Origin of the sequence: Lyngbya sp. CCAP 1446/10 (assembly GCF_026130175.1) — a bacterium.
GTDB lineage: Bacteria > Cyanobacteriota > Cyanobacteriia > Cyanobacteriales > Microcoleaceae > Microcoleus.
Map to the genome: position 1 here is coordinate 35,758 of NZ_JAIGNI010000067.1, position 15,336 is coordinate 51,093.

21 protein-coding genes and 1 pseudogene are annotated in these 15,336 nt (G+C 42.5%); 6 read left to right on the top strand and 16 right to left on the bottom strand.

Translation table 11 applies throughout. The features are described 5' to 3' along the window. Nucleotides 1-75: 75 nt before the first annotated feature. Nucleotides 76-924 carry an AAA family ATPase gene (locus K4039_RS22680; protein WP_265238769.1) on the bottom strand — a complete coding sequence of 283 codons (849 nt, stop codon included), beginning with the start codon at nucleotides 922-924 and terminating at the stop codon, nucleotides 76-78. Between the two features lie 223 nt (nucleotides 925-1,147). After that, complete coding sequence (locus K4039_RS22685) at nucleotides 1,148-2,233, bottom strand: T4 RnlA family RNA ligase (RefSeq protein ID WP_265238771.1); 1,086 nt, start codon at nucleotides 2,231-2,233, stop codon at nucleotides 1,148-1,150. A 188-nt stretch (nucleotides 2,234-2,421) separates the two neighbouring features. On the opposite strand from K4039_RS22685, the gene K4039_RS22690 reads away from it, so the two are divergent. The 3 genes from K4039_RS22690 to K4039_RS22700 all read left to right on the top strand — a co-directional run bounded on the left by K4039_RS22690 (nucleotide 2,422) and on the right by K4039_RS22700 (nucleotide 4,583). Continuing rightward, on the top strand, nucleotides 2,422-2,982 hold the full coding sequence (locus K4039_RS22690; protein WP_265238773.1) for a hypothetical protein: 561 nt from the start codon (nucleotides 2,422-2,424) through the stop codon (nucleotides 2,980-2,982). 246 nt (nucleotides 2,983-3,228) lie between these two features. Further along, entirely contained in the window at nucleotides 3,229-4,275 is a 1,047-nt protein-coding gene (locus K4039_RS22695; RefSeq protein WP_265238775.1) for a hypothetical protein, read from the top strand. Nucleotides 4,276-4,346: 71 nt separating this feature from the next. Then, a complete protein-coding gene (locus K4039_RS22700) occupies nucleotides 4,347-4,583 on the top strand; it encodes a type II toxin-antitoxin system Phd/YefM family antitoxin (RefSeq protein ID WP_265238777.1) in 237 nt (78 codons plus the stop codon). 36 nt (nucleotides 4,584-4,619) lie between these two features. Here the strand turns inward: K4039_RS22700 and K4039_RS22705 are convergent, their stop codons facing one another. From K4039_RS22705 to K4039_RS22715, 3 genes are all read right to left on the bottom strand, one after another. Beyond that, nucleotides 4,620-5,060 carry a hypothetical protein gene (locus tag K4039_RS22705; protein WP_265238779.1) on the bottom strand — a complete coding sequence of 147 codons (441 nt, stop codon included), beginning with the start codon at nucleotides 5,058-5,060 and terminating at the stop codon, nucleotides 4,620-4,622. Continuing rightward, the gene (locus K4039_RS22710; protein ID WP_265238780.1) at nucleotides 5,061-5,516 is read right to left on the bottom strand and encodes a Panacea domain-containing protein; all 456 of its coding nucleotides are present in this window, start codon (nucleotides 5,514-5,516) and stop codon (nucleotides 5,061-5,063) included. Nucleotides 5,517-5,601: 85 nt separating this feature from the next. Continuing rightward, nucleotides 5,602-5,778: a hypothetical protein gene (locus K4039_RS22715; RefSeq protein WP_265238781.1), complete on the bottom strand. Its 177-nt coding sequence runs from the start codon at nucleotides 5,776-5,778 to the stop codon at nucleotides 5,602-5,604. A gap of 62 nt (nucleotides 5,779-5,840) precedes the next feature. On the opposite strand from K4039_RS22715, the gene hemC reads away from it, so the two are divergent. After that, nucleotides 5,841-6,812, top strand: coding sequence for a hydroxymethylbilane synthase (gene hemC / locus K4039_RS22720; RefSeq protein ID WP_265238783.1), 972 nt, complete (start codon nucleotides 5,841-5,843; stop codon nucleotides 6,810-6,812). 466 nt (nucleotides 6,813-7,278) lie between these two features. Beyond that, nucleotides 7,279-8,100, top strand: coding sequence for a S1C family serine protease (locus tag K4039_RS22725; RefSeq protein ID WP_265238785.1), 822 nt, complete (start codon nucleotides 7,279-7,281; stop codon nucleotides 8,098-8,100). Between the two features lie 94 nt (nucleotides 8,101-8,194). Here K4039_RS22725 and K4039_RS22730 read toward each other — a convergent pair whose 3' ends face one another. The 5 genes from K4039_RS22730 to K4039_RS22750 all read right to left on the bottom strand — a co-directional run bounded on the left by K4039_RS22730 (nucleotide 8,195) and on the right by K4039_RS22750 (nucleotide 10,421). Then, a complete protein-coding gene (locus K4039_RS22730; RefSeq protein ID WP_265238787.1) occupies nucleotides 8,195-8,746 on the bottom strand; it encodes a hypothetical protein in 552 nt (183 codons plus the stop codon). A gap of 33 nt (nucleotides 8,747-8,779) precedes the next feature. Continuing rightward, nucleotides 8,780-9,169, bottom strand: a complete 390-nt coding sequence (locus K4039_RS22735; protein WP_265238789.1) for a type II toxin-antitoxin system death-on-curing family toxin — start codon at nucleotides 9,167-9,169, stop codon at nucleotides 8,780-8,782. Next, nucleotides 9,169-9,366 (bottom strand): DNA-binding protein, encoded by a 198-nt coding sequence (locus K4039_RS22740; RefSeq protein WP_265238791.1) that lies wholly within the window; start codon nucleotides 9,364-9,366, stop codon nucleotides 9,169-9,171. The genes K4039_RS22735 and K4039_RS22740 overlap by 1 nt, the downstream gene beginning before the upstream one ends. Before the next feature lie 180 nt (nucleotides 9,367-9,546). After that, the gene (locus K4039_RS22745) at nucleotides 9,547-10,128 is read right to left on the bottom strand and encodes an Imm30 family immunity protein (RefSeq protein WP_265238792.1); all 582 of its coding nucleotides are present in this window, start codon (nucleotides 10,126-10,128) and stop codon (nucleotides 9,547-9,549) included. Further along, nucleotides 10,125-10,421: a hypothetical protein gene (locus K4039_RS22750; RefSeq protein WP_265238793.1), complete on the bottom strand. Its 297-nt coding sequence runs from the start codon at nucleotides 10,419-10,421 to the stop codon at nucleotides 10,125-10,127. Before K4039_RS22750 ends, K4039_RS22745 begins: the two co-directional genes overlap by 4 nt. 240 nt (nucleotides 10,422-10,661) lie before the next feature. Between K4039_RS22750 and K4039_RS22755 the strand changes: the two genes are divergently transcribed. Continuing rightward, a protein-coding gene (locus tag K4039_RS22755; RefSeq protein WP_265238794.1) for an IS1 family transposase occupies nucleotides 10,662-11,367 on the top strand; the annotation gives its coding sequence in 2 pieces (ribosomal slippage) (nucleotides 10,662-11,240 and nucleotides 11,242-11,367; 705 coding nt in all). Nucleotides 11,368-11,471: 104 nt separating this feature from the next. Here the strand turns inward: K4039_RS22755 and K4039_RS22760 are convergent. The 6 genes and pseudogenes from K4039_RS22760 to K4039_RS22785 all read right to left on the bottom strand — a co-directional run. Further along, entirely contained in the window at nucleotides 11,472-11,918 is a 447-nt protein-coding gene (locus K4039_RS22760) for a DUF5958 family protein (protein ID WP_265238795.1), read from the bottom strand. Then, on the bottom strand, nucleotides 11,902-12,240 hold the full coding sequence (locus K4039_RS22765) for a nucleotidyltransferase domain-containing protein (protein ID WP_265238796.1): 339 nt from the start codon (nucleotides 12,238-12,240) through the stop codon (nucleotides 11,902-11,904). Before K4039_RS22765 ends, K4039_RS22760 begins: the two co-directional genes overlap by 17 nt. A 79-nt stretch (nucleotides 12,241-12,319) precedes the next feature. Beyond that, on the bottom strand, nucleotides 12,320-12,490 hold the full coding sequence (locus K4039_RS22770; protein WP_265238797.1) for a hypothetical protein: 171 nt from the start codon (nucleotides 12,488-12,490) through the stop codon (nucleotides 12,320-12,322). Nucleotides 12,491-13,190: 700 nt separating this feature from the next. Continuing rightward, nucleotides 13,191-13,955 carry an IS1 family transposase gene (locus K4039_RS22775; protein ID WP_265238798.1) on the bottom strand — a complete coding sequence of 255 codons (765 nt, stop codon included), beginning with the start codon at nucleotides 13,953-13,955 and terminating at the stop codon, nucleotides 13,191-13,193. Nucleotides 13,956-14,020: 65 nt separating this feature from the next. Beyond that, nucleotides 14,021-14,711, bottom strand: a pseudogene (locus K4039_RS22780) (IS4 family transposase); the annotation flags it as partial. A 44-nt stretch (nucleotides 14,712-14,755) separates the two neighbouring features. Next, a partial coding sequence (locus K4039_RS22785; RefSeq protein WP_265238799.1) for a transposase family protein occupies nucleotides 14,756-15,336 on the bottom strand: 581 nt, incomplete at its 5' end.

Here is a 15,336-nt window from a genome sequence, read left to right on the forward strand (position 1 = left end):
CGGTTTCAACCGCCGTCTGATCTTGCATTATAGCATCACGGCGAGGGCGACAAATCGCCCAACATCCATCCTCAGTCAAAAATCGCCTTCATCTACTTGAAATACAGTCAATCCCAACGATCGCCACATATCAACGACTTGCTGGCGATCGTCCAATACAAACTTAACATTATATTGCCCTGCAATATGCTGCCGATAGATTTCCTCCTTCATAATCGCATCCTTCCTCATATCCCCAGTTTTCCGCAGATAGAGGCCTGCATAATTGACCTCGTATTGCCGTAACCATTGTTCAGTCTGAGGTTGACAGTCATCGGTTCTACCCGATACTACGATAATATTAACGGTAGACTGCCACTTGCGGACGGTATCTAAGACGGGCTGATTCGGTAAATCGCGATCGCACTTTGAAGCATCAAAAGGATTTCTACCATTGAGAAGTGCCAGCGTACCGTCCATATCCACAAGAATTGCATCCGGCAAATCCGGGTTGTATTCCGGCGGCTGAACGGGAACCCGCACATACTTATTGTACATCTTCACGATCACATCTTTACCCACCGAATTAAGCCTTTTTAAATCCCGTTTAATACATTCTTCCACCGGAACTTGCAGGAAAGAATCATTAACTTCAACGATAGCTTTACCCTTGACCAACTCCTTGATATGCTCGATGTGATGCCCAAAATTAGTATCATCAACAATCACGTGCTTGCCGCTTTCCAAAGCCATCAAAATAATCGTATCTCTCAACTGCACAATAAACTTTTCATTCGTCGGCGACCAATGAGAAGCGTGAGCCATTTCTCTCAACAAATCTTTATTGCTACGCACCCACCGTGCAGGTTCAGACAGCAGCAATTCCCTCGCAAATTGAGATTTTCCAGAAGCAGGTAAGCCGACAAGAACAATAACTCTTTTCATGACAATTGGTAATAGCTGATTGGTCAGTCATAGACTCAAAAATTCGCATTTTTACGGTGCGTAATGCGCACCTTACCGCTTATTCTTCAGTCCGCGGAGGCGGACATCGTTTGTGTAGTCGCGAATTCCATTCGCCGAGTTTGATTTATTCTTCATTCCGCGGAGGCGGACATCGTTTGTGTAGGCGCGAATTCCATTCGCCGTATACTATTAATTAGTTGACTCACAAACCTAAATTGATGTAATCCAAACCCAATAACTCTTCCATCTTATTTATCGTAACATCACGGAGAGCCTCTTTTACGCCCGCAACTCTGCGGGCCCGTAAAGAAAACAAAATCCCCGCATACGGCAAATGTTTCACCGCGAAAGCAAAATCTTTCTGCACTTCGATATGTTCATGCTGTCGATAAACCCCCTCAATTTCTTCAACCAAACATTGATACTTACTCTTAACTTTTTGATACAACTCACTCCACTCAGGAAAATAAGCTAAAAACTCTTCTCCTTCATTAGTCAAAACAATTTCGATCATCCTGCGGGTAGAAAACCCTTCGCGAAGATGGGAAATCGCGACATATTGCGGAGACTTAACCTTAACTCGGTTGAAGTTAGCGTCGCAAATAATATACCCTTCCGAATCCATCGGATCTAAATGTTGAGATGCTTCGATAACTTCTTTCCAGCTAGTCAAAGGATAGAAATTGACTACTTTCCACACATATCTGTTAGCCCAAAAATGGGGATCTGTTTCTCGCAGTGTTTCAGTATTGCGAACCCCGTGTAGCACGATGTCATTGTTGTTTTGCTGAACAACTATTCTATTATAAGGTGTCATCAACTCAAAGATAAAACACTCATCGCTTGCTTCCGGTAATTCATATCCCAATTCTTTCCAGACTTTCCAAAAAAGTTCGGCAAAGCTAAATCCAAAACCGTTAACTTCGCCGGCTGCGTCGGGAGTACCGCTAGATTGCACTCTCCATTCTCCTTTATAGAAATACATTACAATCAGAGAACCATCTAGTTTTTCGTAAACTTTGGCGCTACTCCAATCAATTGCTGCGGCGTGGCCTTCCCCGTAATTAAAAAATTTGTCATAGGGATAAGAAACTATTTCCCAGTTTTGAGATGAATCTAAAATAATGCCTCGACACTGCTGGACTATTTTTTCGCCCAGCGGGGATTCTATCTGCGAGTATTTCAGACATACTAAATCGGGATATTGGCGGTGGCGGGTAACTTTGATATGATAAGTTTCGCACAATGTTTCTAATCCGTGCTGGCGTAAATAATTTTGCAGTTCCACGTTCGATTCCTAAGTTTGTCGCTTGCTCTATTTTATCGGAAACTATATATTTTTGCGGATTTGTAAACAAAAATTAAACTATTTTTTTTTAATCCCTATTGTAATTTTTATATTTTGGAGTATCGTTGTAAATAGGTGAAAGCAGTTGGGGGCTAAAAGGGAATGTTTCAACATCTAGGACAAAAACAGTGAAAAATAAATTATTATTTTTGGCGACTTCTGCGTGCGTGTTGACTGCTTTAGTACCTGTATCGCGAGTTTTTGGTGCGGGCGAATTGTCGCAGCGGTTGTCGGAAATCCAATCTGTGGCTGTAGCGGGTACTGCTGTTCCGGTAAGTCAAATCTTGGCAAAATTAAAAGGCAAAACACAAGTGCCGATTTTTATTCCCAGTCGGCTTATTGTTTCGCAGAAGCTTTACTATTACAGCCAAGCGCAACCGAATAGCTATGCTATTTCAATAGATTATACAGCAAATTGCCGGGGTGCGGGAGCTTGCAATTTTGGGGAAGTTCGATCTCAAAAAGGCGGTGAATTTTCTACGAAAGTAGAAGGGGTAACTAAGACTTTAAAAAATGTTAAACTTGCCGGCGGAGTGAAAGGAGTTTTTCACAACGGTTGTGGTGCTTACTGCACTGCTTCTGTTGAGTGGAAAAACCAGGGATTTCTGTATACCGTATCAATTAAAAACGGAGGGGAATCGGAGGTGATTTTAACAGCAAATTCTGCTATTCTAGCTGGGAAACGCTAAGACAATTTTCGATTTTGATTGGGTATTTTTTACTCGTTCAATCAAAGGTGTCATTGCGAGGAACGAAGCAATCTTAGTCTTGGCGATTGCTTAGTTACCTCGCAATGACAAAAGCGAGGCAGAGCAAGAGTGATATCGATTGCCAGGCTGAGCCTGGGAACCAGTTAATTTTTGTAGCCTGGAAGTTAACCTGTTAAAGAATATACTATAGTTTTTTTTCGCTTACCTACTTGGAGGGAAATCAGGATGAGGGGAAGATGGCTATTTGGGGCGATTGTTGCTGGTGTGGTGACTGCTTTGACGATCCTCTTCGTTGGCGTAGCCCCCGTAGGGGCGGGCTTCGCGATCGCACTTTTGACACCATACTCAGCCCTAGCAAGGACAGAAACGCAAATAACAGAAATTCGCTGGTTTAATTATACTTCTCAAGATAGCTGGCAATGCGCACAATTTATTGTACCCGATCGCAATACTACACAATCTGCCGGCAGCAGCAAGTTGCGGTTGTACGATGTTCATATTGCCAAGATGTTTGAGATTTCGAGTTTTTTGTGCGATCGCGATCGCACTTCAGCAGGTTACAATTGGTCTTACGGAGCCGACAATGGCAACATTGACATGGGAATCTTCAAAATTAGCTGCAATCTCGCCCGCGCCACAGCCAAAACTTACGGGCTAGGGAAACCAGAAATTACAGTAATTCGCCGCAACTTCGATCAGAAAGACGGCCGCCCTTCTCTTGCTGTCGAAAAATATTCTATTCCTACTTTGAACGTTGCTAAAACTAGAGTTGTACAGTGGAGAAATTTTGTCCAAAAATTTCCCCCAATTCCCAACAATTCAGGTACAAATCAAGCTAATATTCGTTTTCCTGTAAGTAACATTTTTCAGCAAATCAAAGGCAAAACACGAGTACCTGTTTTTCTGCCGATCATACTTCCTTTATCTGACACTCAGCAACTTGATTTTGACGTGCAAGCTGGCTCCCACGGTTACATTGTTGGAATGTATTTAGGCAAAGGCTGCCGCGGCGGAGCTTGTTCTTTCGGCACAATCGAAGCGAAAAGAGATGAACCGTTTTCGCCTCCTTCGCAATTGCCGAGGGATACTTATAGAAGCATTGAATTAGCGGGCGGAATGAGGGGAATTTATTTCCAGACTTGCGGTAATTACTGCATTTCTTATGTGGAGTGGCAAAGGCTGGGTGTACTTTACCGAGTAAGTCTCAAAAATGGACGGCAGTCAGATGTTGTTCGGATAGTAAATTCTGCACTTCAAGCAGGGCCACGTTAATACCATTTTCGATTTTTGATTTTCGATTTTCGTTGATGTACAATTAAACTGTACCTAAAAAAACTAATAAGATGCCTGCGATTAGCGTTGAAGAAGCCAAGCAGAATCTGCAAGCTATCTTGGAAAAAGTGACGAAAGGAGAAGAAGTGACAATCGTACAGGAGGGCAAAGTAGTAGCTCGCGTAGTCCCGCCGCTATCCAAGGAGGAGTGGTTAGCTAGGCATAAAGTATTCCGAAACTCCATTAATGTCAAGGGCGAACCCCTGAGCGCAACAGTCATTAGGCTAAGGGAGGAAGCACGGTATTGATTTATATAATAACTTTAACATCTATAACAAATATTTTTATTCGGGACAAACTGAATGATTGCGGTCAAACCAAATGATGTAGTAAACAGACTGAACGCGAAACCCAAATATCCATTTTTTCTCATCAATTCGCATTTCTGATAATCTCTCATCTTCAGGAATATTGTCAGGCAAAGTCGGATGAATGTTAATCAACTTATAACCCGTTCCCACTGATTCACCTCGTTTTTTTGAGCCGTGACCTTTGATTTTATCCCAAGTATATTTCTCGATTTTCTTTAGTCCTTCAATGAGGTCATTGATTTCTGATGATGTCCAGTCAGATAGAAGCCAACGATTTTTATCTGCATAAGTGAATCTGAAGCTAGGATGCTCGTCATCTGTACTGCTTGGTCGATTTAACTGAGTTGCTTGCTCTGGAATTCTTCTTTGTTGCTTGTTTTGAGGTGGCTTTGGTATTTGACTTTTTTTACCCACTTACGCCTCCACCAAAGGTGCATAGCAGGCTTTCATATCTTCGTGGGAAATGATTTTAGTTGATGTTTCCGCAGGTTCTAATCCCTGGCGGGCGTTGAGCCAAGGTGTCTCAGATTGGGTCAATTCTGCCAAATGTTTAGCACTTAATTCTCCATAAGCATTCCAAACTTCTTCGAGTACCTCAATCTCATCTTCTTCAAATTCTCCCTCAAAATTATCGGGAGCGGGAATATCGGTATATTTGTAAGCTTTGTACTCATCCCAAACATGGCGGACAATGGGGCCGGAAACCCAAGCTTCAATATCTTGAAAAAATAGCTGCTGGCCTCTAAAGACTAAACTCCAAGCTTGTGCGTAATAAACGAGTTTTTGCAGTTTGAGAGGAGAAATAGTATCGCCTGCTTCTCTATCGACACGACATAAAAAGTAACGAGCTACATCCAGAGCGCTTTTCATAGTTTTAGGATTTTAGTAATTTGACAAATTTAATTTTTATGGTAAGCTATTCGGTGGCTTGAGAAGTTCGATCGCTATTTCCCCCTCATTCCCACATTTCTCTCCTCAAATCCTGCAACCTGGGAGCAAACTCTTCAGCTAAACCAGCTTCAGCCCGATCGACCCTAGGCAAATCATACACCGTCGGCTGCCTTCCGCTCTCCAGGTCGATCGGCTCAGTTTTATCCCCCGAATTGTCCCAACCAGCAATTAAAGTCCCCACCTGCGGTACGCTAGATCAGGTGAATATACTGGCTCATTTCAAGCTATCCTGCGATCGATCTTATGTCCCCAACCACATCTGCCCCCTCCCGAACCGTCCGCATCGGTTCCCGCAAAAGCCAACTCGCCCTCGTCCAAACCCACTGGGTGCAAGCAGAGCTACAGAAACACTTCCCGGAACACACTTTTGAAGTCCACACCATGTCCACCCAAGGGGACATAATTCTTGATGTCGCCCTCGCTAAAATCGGCGACAAAGGACTTTTCACCAAAGAATTAGAAACGGGAATGCTCAACAATGAAACGGACTTTGCCGTTCATTCCCTCAAAGATTTGCCTACCAATTTACCTGAAGGTTTAATCTTAGGATGCGTCACCGAACGAGAAAATCCCGCTGATGCCCTGGTTGTACACTCCAAACACAAAGACAAGCAACTCGACACCCTCCCAGAAAATGCAGTAATCGGTACTTCTTCGCTGCGCCGACTGGCTCAACTGCGGCACCATTTCCCTCATTTTGAATTCAAAGATATTCGCGGCAATCTCAATACTCGACTCGCTAAATTAGATGATGGCGGTTACGACGCGATTATTTTAGCAGTTGCAGGACTCGAAAGATTGGGAATGGGCGATCGCATCCACCAAATTATCTCTCCCGAAATCTCCCTTCACGCCGTCGGACAAGGTGCTTTGGGCATCGAATGCCGCGCCGGGGACACCGAAATCATGGCAGTGATCAAAGCTCTCGAACACTCGGAAACCGCCCAAAGATGTTATGCCGAACGCGCATTTTTGCGGGAATTAGAAGGCGGCTGTCAAGTACCAATCGGCGTAAATACCAAAATAGAAAACGGTCAATTAACCTTAACCGGAATGGTATCGAGTCTCGACGGCAAGCGATTCGTCAAAGATACTGTTTCCGGCACAGCAGATACTGCTGAAATGCTGGGAATTGACCTCGCCCACCGCCTGCGCGAACAGGGAGCGAGTGCAATTTTGGAGGAAATTTTTATCGAAGTTCAACGCGGTTCATAAATGCGATCGGCATTAATTTCTCAATGCTTTTAGACGCGAGATATCGCCTTTTGTTAAATAAAAATAATTGGCGGTTCGCTTTTGTTTTGACAGGTACAATAGCAGTCTGATTGTAGATTTTAGATGGTAATTTTCAATAAAATTGCCGATTTCACAAATATAGCGGTTCTCAAAAAAGTGAGAATAGCCCTATGCCCTATGCCCTATGCCCTATGCCCTATGCCCTATGCCCTATGCCGGATATTACCTCATCTTTCTGAGAAAGGCTATATCTGACTAATTTAGGACGCTCCGCACGGTGTTGAGAAACCCGGTTTATGGATGGATGCCAGGGTGTAAAGCCCAGGATTTTTAGTAGAAACCGGGTTCCTTTACATCAGCCCTATAATTGTCAATATACCAATCCAAAATCTACAATCAAACATCCCAAATAAATCAGCAACCTAATTTCAGGGAAAGGTAAAATATGAGCGAAACTCAATTAAAGCTAGGATTGGCAAAAGTTCAGCAACTTTATCGCAAAATGCAGGCCGATCAGAAAGCTTTGCAGCAGCAATTGAAAGAGTTTAAAACCCAGACGGGAAACTTTTCCGATGTCGTCGAGCAAGTCTTGCCCTCCGTAGTTTCAGTTTACGTGATGGATTGGGAGACAGGAGAAGAAATTTCTTCCGGTAGCGGCTTTTTTGTTTCCCCTGACATAATTGTCACTAACTATCACGTTGTCGAAGATATTGCCGATGAAGATTATTTCTACGAAGAAAATGAAGTCGAACAGGTTTTAGTTGAAACTAATGACGGAAAGTTGAGAATGGCAGAGGTGGTATTTACTGGCAATGCGGAAGAGGATTTAGCATTGCTTTTGATTACTGGTTTTATGATCGATCCAGAAACAGGGGAACAAGTAGAATCTCCCGAAGAATATCCTCCTTTAGAGCTATCTTTTGATGTGAAAGTGGGCGATCGGGTAATTGCTGTGGGCAATCCTTTGGGGCAGTTTTCCTCAACTGTAACTCAAGGTATTATTAGTGCAATTCGGGAACCGGAAGAGTATGAGGTGGGCGAGGATGATGAAGATGAGGTTGCGGAGGTGAAGGTGTTGCAAACTGATGCGGCGATTAATCCAGGAAATTCGGGCGGGCCATTGATTAATATGGCCGGTCAAGTGGTTGGTGTGAATACGTGGGGATGGGAAGATGCTGATAGTATTAATTTGGCGATCGCCTCCGTGGCTTTGGATGACTTTTTAGCTGGATTTGAGGAAACTTTTGAGGGTGATGGCGAGAATTAGTCGGTAGTTGTCGGTAATCTGTGATTCTGGCGTTGGCGAAGCCCTCGAAGAGGATCGCTCTTTTTCTGAGACGGGATGAAAAGGGCGATCGCCTTTATGAGGAAATAGCCGAAGCAGGCGCAATTGTGCGGAGTGGCATCAGGAATTCTTGCTTTTCTTCGGGAGTGATGTAGCCACCATTGACGGCCATTTGCATTAGTTGTTCGACAAATTCTTTTAACTCTGTAATAACTTGAGTTTGATGCAGTTGAAAGTGTTGATTTTGGGATTTTAGGGTAAACTCGTTTGGAGATAGATATCCAAACTTTTTGAAATTACAGCTAATGCGATCGTTGGCTAATGGCTGTAATTCCAGAGTGAGGCAAACACTTTCAACAAATTCTATTTTGATTGATTTTCCTTGGGATAAATCACTAAGTTTTTGGGGGAGTTCATCTTCTAGTATCATGCAGATATCGGGGTCTAAAAAAACCTTGACTTTTTCTTGACCGATTTCTATTGATACTAGACGATCGCATTCAAAGCAAAATAGCTTCAAACCCAACTCAAAATGCGAAAGTTCTCCTAATGAGTCATCTGGTGGCCCAGCGTATTTTTCGCAATTAGGTTCTTCTAGGTGGATGGTAAAATTGCTATATTTATTCATCTTCATCTAAAACATTGCGATCGCTCATTGCCATTAAATAGATCGATCGACAATATGAGAGCGCAACCACTCAGTAAACTCATCGCGGGCGATCGCACTTGATGCGACTTGTAAAATGATTTGTTCTTGCTCGTCTATCGGTGCAGAAATTTCAAATCTGTTCAAAACTAAAAAGACTTCCATTGCTGCGTGGCCGATGCGTTTGTTACCATCCAAGAAGGGATGATTTTTAATTAAAGCAAAACCAATAGCTGAAGCTTTTTCTACGATAGTTGGGTAAAGTTCCTCTCCGCCAAAGGTCATGCGTGGCTGAGCTAAAGCTGACTCTAATGCTCCTAAATTGGCGATACCAGATGAGCCGCCAGACTGCTCGATAATGCGACGATAAAGTTCTAAGACTTCAGTTAAAGTTAGATAGCGCATTACGCCAGTTTTTTGTAGAGTTCAGCATTTTTGTTTAGGACGTATTGCATAGCATTTTCAAAGGATGTTTCTGGCGGTGCGATCAAGTTTTCAGCGCTCATGAGTAGTAATGCTTCTAGTGATATACCCAGGCTAGAGGCTGTTTCCTGTAGCTTGAGAAGACGTTCGTCGGGAATTGTGATGGTAATGGTTTGCATTCTGTTTGTAGCTTTGACGATACGCTGAGTCTAGCACATCAGCTATTTTAGGCTGATGAAGTCCGCTCGCTGTCACTCATGCACTGCAATCTGTTGGAGGTTTCCCTTATTGTGTCACCTCGTCCGTCTAGTTTGCAATGGGCGATCGGGCTTTTGGGGTTGATGGGCGATCGCACATCTCTACTTAATAGGTTTAATTTCGGCTATTGGGCGATCGTTTTGCAAGAGTACCAAGATATTGCCCTCTTGAATGTGTTTAATAAAGCTTAAAACATCGCTCTGGATTTCATCAATATTAATGTCGATAGCAGTTGCACCGGAAATAATGGATTCAGCACGCGAAGATAAAGGAGGGGATTCATTAGCAGCTATTTTTTGCAACAAAGTGGTACATAAATCCCGATTTTGAAAATTGGTAGAATGTAACATTTTGGCATATAAATTTCTGGATAAATCCTCATTGAGGATTCCATAAAGTATAATCATTGTCCATTCTTTAGCATTAACAATCATCCTGTCGATCGCATCAATAAATTCCTGCAACTGGTCTTTTAGTTCAAAAGACTCCAGAAAATGAATGAGTCCATACATGACTTCATGTTGTTCGCATCGGTCATCTAAAACTAGATACAGTTCTGGCAAATATTCGCGGTTGGGATGTAGAGCTAGTTCGGCGAGAGCAAAGTCAAAATTCATGGCTTCTTCATCCGATCGCATGAATTTATTAGCATTTAATATTTCTATCAATTGAGTAGCATTCATCTTGTGTTTCCCACTTTATCAAAAGTACCTGACCATAGCAGCTTGTTTTGTTTGATGACTTGTTGTAAGTTCCGCCTAATCTGTGGTGTATACAACCCATCTTGGCGATAAATCGATCGCACATCCCACACGGCACGAGCTAGAGCTTGCCGGGGCGATAGATTAAAGTATGGTTGTCTTTGTCCGTAGGATTGTGTACGCCGATGACGGCCACCCCTTCCTGGATGTGGCTGTTCCATCAAGATAGCAATACCCTTGTTTCTAGTGTAACCATAGATTCCTATTTGTTTCATATAGGTATCAGATGGAATATGATGAGGTGTAAGGTTATCCCCTGTACGACGGATTTTGTTCAAGTCGCCAAATTGTCCGACTGAGCTTTCACCTGGAAGTAATCTAGGTATGTTATTTGCCACTCTTGTTTTTGAGGATGCTTTTTTTGTTTGATATTGAAAAAGGCTTCGCTATTTTAATTAAATCATGGAAGATTACTTGGCGTTGCTGAGTTATAGTATGAACAGGAGGAATAATTTATGCAATGTCCAGAATGTAAATCAACCCATATCCGTAAAAATGGTAAGAAAAAAGGAAAACAGAACCACATTTGTGTGCAATGCGGTCGTCAATTCATCAATGAGTATGAACCCCAACGAGGTTATAGCGAGGCCATCAAACGTGATTGTCTAAAAATGTATGTCAATGGCATGGGTTTACGGGCGATAGAACGAGTTAAGGGAGTCCATCATACCACGGTAATGAATTGGGTAAAACAAGTCGAAAAACTGTTACCAGATGTTTATGACCATGAAGTCATTCCAGAAGTTGGTGAGCTCGATGAATTACAAACTTATGTGAAAAAAAAAACAGATAAGATCTGGCTGTGGACAGCGGTTGACCACTTTAAGCCAGGAATTTTAGGATGGGTATTAGGGGATCATAGCGCTAAGACGTTTGAACCATTATGGGACAAAGTAAGTGCATGGAAATGCTATTTTTATGTAACAGATGGATGGTCTGTATATCCCATGTTTATCCCTGATGGTGATCAGATAATTAGCAAGACTTATATGACACGAGTAGAAGGAGAAAATACAAGACTAAGACATTCCGCCAGCTAGACTACATCGCAAGACTCTTTGTTATTCTAAGTGCGAGAAAATGCTCAAACATTCTATTAAGTTATTAATACATTACTTAAAATTTGATGATATCCCCATGACCGGGGTATCCATACCTTGATTCAGCAACGCCGATTACTTTTGGGGCGAAAGGGCGATCGATCTTAGGTAGAAGTAGAGTATAAAATAGAGCGATCGCACTTTGGCGCTACAGCTTGCTACAATTTAAACAAGAATGGTTTGTTCAAACTCATGCCTAATTTCATCTAAAACATTGCGATCGCTCAAATCGCGGTGCCACCAGTGGCTACATCCATCTTGACAATATTTGCTATACCTACGCGCATCAGCAATTGCTAATAAACTGATTAACAGGAAAAAGGCTTTGATAAATTCTGAGTCCGGCAGTTTCAAAAGCTTTGCCATTTGTTCCTTTAATCGCCCTTTACTCAGCAACACACAAGGGGTGTAAGTTGGGCGAAATTTTGATTTGGCAATAGCTAGGGAAACATCTGTTTCTCTCGCTCCTGCTTGGAGTGCCATGTAGGATAGCCGCTGCAATATGTCCTGCTGAGTTTCGGTTGGGAAGCTCAAAAACCAGTTTGTTGCATCTTGTTGGCTAATTAATTCTTGTTGAATTTGATTGATTGCAATTTCATCGGCTAGATTCATTTGCGTTTCCTAAGTTTGGCTCAAACATAATGTGAGGTTCTCCTGAGATGAGGGGGCCAGTAAAAATATCAATTCCAGTTTCTCTGCCTGAACTATTAATTTCGCCGCCACTTGTACCGCGAGGAACAGAAGTGCGAGCGGAATGACGCTGGCGAGAGTTACCTAACATTATATAGTCCCAGTCAGAAGTTGGCGTACTTGTCCCGTTTGCTCTACTGCCAACAACTATAATGGTTTGTTTTGTGCGATCGGCTGCATTCTGAATTCTCCTGGCATCTTCTGGAGATATGCCTGCTTTTGGCCATGTTTTGACACCTCTCATTTAATGAATATTAGCATGACAATAGGCGAGTTGTTTGGCACTTTTTGATTGAAAAATTAAGCGCTATCAAGCTTTAGTTTCACTCATCGGTTGATTTGAGTTTGCCGGATGCCTTTGCTTGGTCGATCGCATCCTGAATCAGAAGGTAGACAAAGTTGGATATCGATCGCTTTTCGAGATCGCACAACTTTTCTAGCTCTTTTTTCGCCTGTGTTGGCAAAACCACTGAAATCCGCTCGCTGTCACTCATGCCTTGCAATCTGTTGGAAGTTTCCCCTATTGTGCCACCTCGTCCGTCCAGTCAGTGCCTGCAAAGTCAGTTTTATGCTTACTAATACACACTAATGCTTATTTAGTGTTACTTTTATAGTTACAGTCAAAAGCCAGCGCCTCGACCGACCAAGTTTCCGCGCTGGCTATGGCTCCGTTTAGCAATGGAGACACCTCTATTATGAAATACGAAGGATACCTTAAGCCCTGGGCAGTTGCCCGCTTGCTTCCCAGCTTGCAATGGGCGATCGTTGGTCGCTATCGCAGCCGATCCAATACTTCTCGGTTAAGGTCTAAGCGGTACTGAGAATAGAAACATGAAGCTCCTGGCGCTGAGTACCAGTACCTCTATGAAAAGGTTTTTTGGACAAAAACTTGGAGCGAGGTTTTTTAACAACGCGGGGTTATTTCGACCCTGACGTTTGGGTATCTTTTCATCCAAAATGTCGCGAATCAGCCCTTGAAAAAAAAAGGGTATAGTTGAGATTGTTCAATATTTTGAAAATTAGGAATTGCCCCATCACATTCAGAGTACCAGTAAAACCAATCCGTAACGGTGAAATTCCCGCTGTTTGGGCCGCTTGAAACATTAAACAGCGGATGCACCAATGTCCGAGTAGCCAGCCATAAATTTCTTGAACAACTTCACGAGGCTTGAGAGAACGAATGGGGTAGTGCTTTTATGTAAAGGATGGAGAAAATTGAGGCGGTTGAACTTTCAGCATTCCTAATCGGATTTGGTGATTGTAGTCATGAATGAAGTTCCAAATAGCACCCTTGTGATTCTCCAACTTTTTAGAAAACGATAACGTCTTCCTGACTAATCGCGAAATTCGTTGCCTGAGAGTATTGTTCAATCGTTCAATGTAACTGGTTAATCCGCTTTCCTTGCCGACGGACTTATGCCTTTTACTTGGTAAAACTACGGCATAGGCTTCCCAGTGATCGGTATAAATTTTGGCACATTGGCGATAGACACTCGGTAGTGAATCCCATAATGCAAGAGCCGACTTCGAGGAGCGATCTCCAATATGACATCCGATCACTTCCCGAGTCTTGGTATCCATTGCTAACCAGACCCATTGTTTATTCCCTTTGTCGTCTACAAAAGACCAGAGTTCATCCATTTGGACTGTATGTTTTCCAACTTCTTTCGGGATGACTGTGGCTTTGAGTTCTATTGCACCGTACAAGTGGTTCACATAATTTTGGAGCCAGCTCTCAGAAACGCCCATGACTCGGGCAATACCAGCGAGGGAAATCCGTTCCAGCAGAAGTAACTCAATTTTTGCCAAAGTGTCGGTGTCTTTGGGTGTCCACTGAGGATTTTCGACAAACTGCCGACCACAGTCGCGACATTTGTGGTTTTGTTTTCCCCGACGAGTCATCCCATTTTTCATCACATCGTCAGAACCACAAGTGGGACAAATTAGATAGGGTTTCATGATGAGACTCCTCAAAAGACTAGACATAGAGGTATTATCCTCCATCCTTTACATAAAAGCACTACCCGAATGGGAGTTTTGCGACCTAAAAGATGAGTTTTAAGTTCATCAATTGTACTTTCGATTTCCCATCGTTGGTGGTATTCTGCTGCTAATAAAGCTGGAAAAACCGTTATATCCATCAAACTGGTAATTAGACGATAAGTTTTTGGCTCCGAATCCGAGTCAATTGTGTACTCAATAATTCTGACTTGAATCTTTACTGCACCTTGCGGTGCGAGATTTACCATCTGGATTTATCCAACTTAAATAAGAGCCATCTTCTAAAACTTGTTCGACCTCAAATTTGACGTTCGCAGGTAATCGACCTAAATAGTGACAAGATTGTTTAATTGTCGCATTGACCATTTTATAAGAGTGCAATCCCCTGTCCCACATCAGCAGCATTCCCTCCGTCACCGACCGGAGGAGTTTTTGAACCCGAACCCGCTCCCCAATGCGATAGGGACACATTAACGCATCAACAATTAGATGAGTTCCTGTTTCTACCAATAGCACTAATCTGACTTTTGGAAAAGCAGCTCCTTTCCCAGGGCGTGTTCCTGGATACCCAAAAACTCTGGCATTGGCTTGACTATCTGGGACATCTATCACTGTTCCATCTACTGCCATGACTCGTAATCCACCCAAAAAAGCCCCATCTGTTTGTGGTGAAGCCATTGGATGAACTACTCGCTCAAATAACTGAGTCATTAGACCTCTTGCAAAAAAAATCTATGCTATAATAGAAAGTTTTCAATTTAATCCCCTAGAGCTAACTCATAATTATAAATTGCGGATAACAAATTACAACGCAGACCATAGCGGCGACGACGATTCCGATAACGACTCGACAAGATTTTAAAAATTTTCAGACTCCGGTTAACGTGTTCAATAACAATTCTTTCTTGTGCTAGAACTCGATTGTAGTCTTTTTCTAAGAGAGAAAGTTTCCCGTTTTTAGGTTTCTTTCTAGGAATATAACTATTGGAATGATCATCTTTTATGCCTTGATACCCACTATCTTGTAAGCTGTCTGTTTCGGGATGAAAATGGATTTTACTTTTTTTAAACAAGCTAAAATCGTGGCAATGTCCTTGCCCAAAAGCAGTACAAATAATTGCTCCTGTCTCTTGATTAATGACCAATTGAGTTTTGAGGGTATGACATTTTTTCTTGCCTGAGTAATATTTTTTCTGTTTTTTTTGGGGTCGTTCAATAGCTGTTTCTGTGACATCGATCGCCACGACTGCTGGATAATCAGAGTTTTTGAGTAATGCTTTTTTCCCAGTCAGACGGAATTTTCCCGTTTTCATTAAAGTTGATTCGATGTCAATTACAA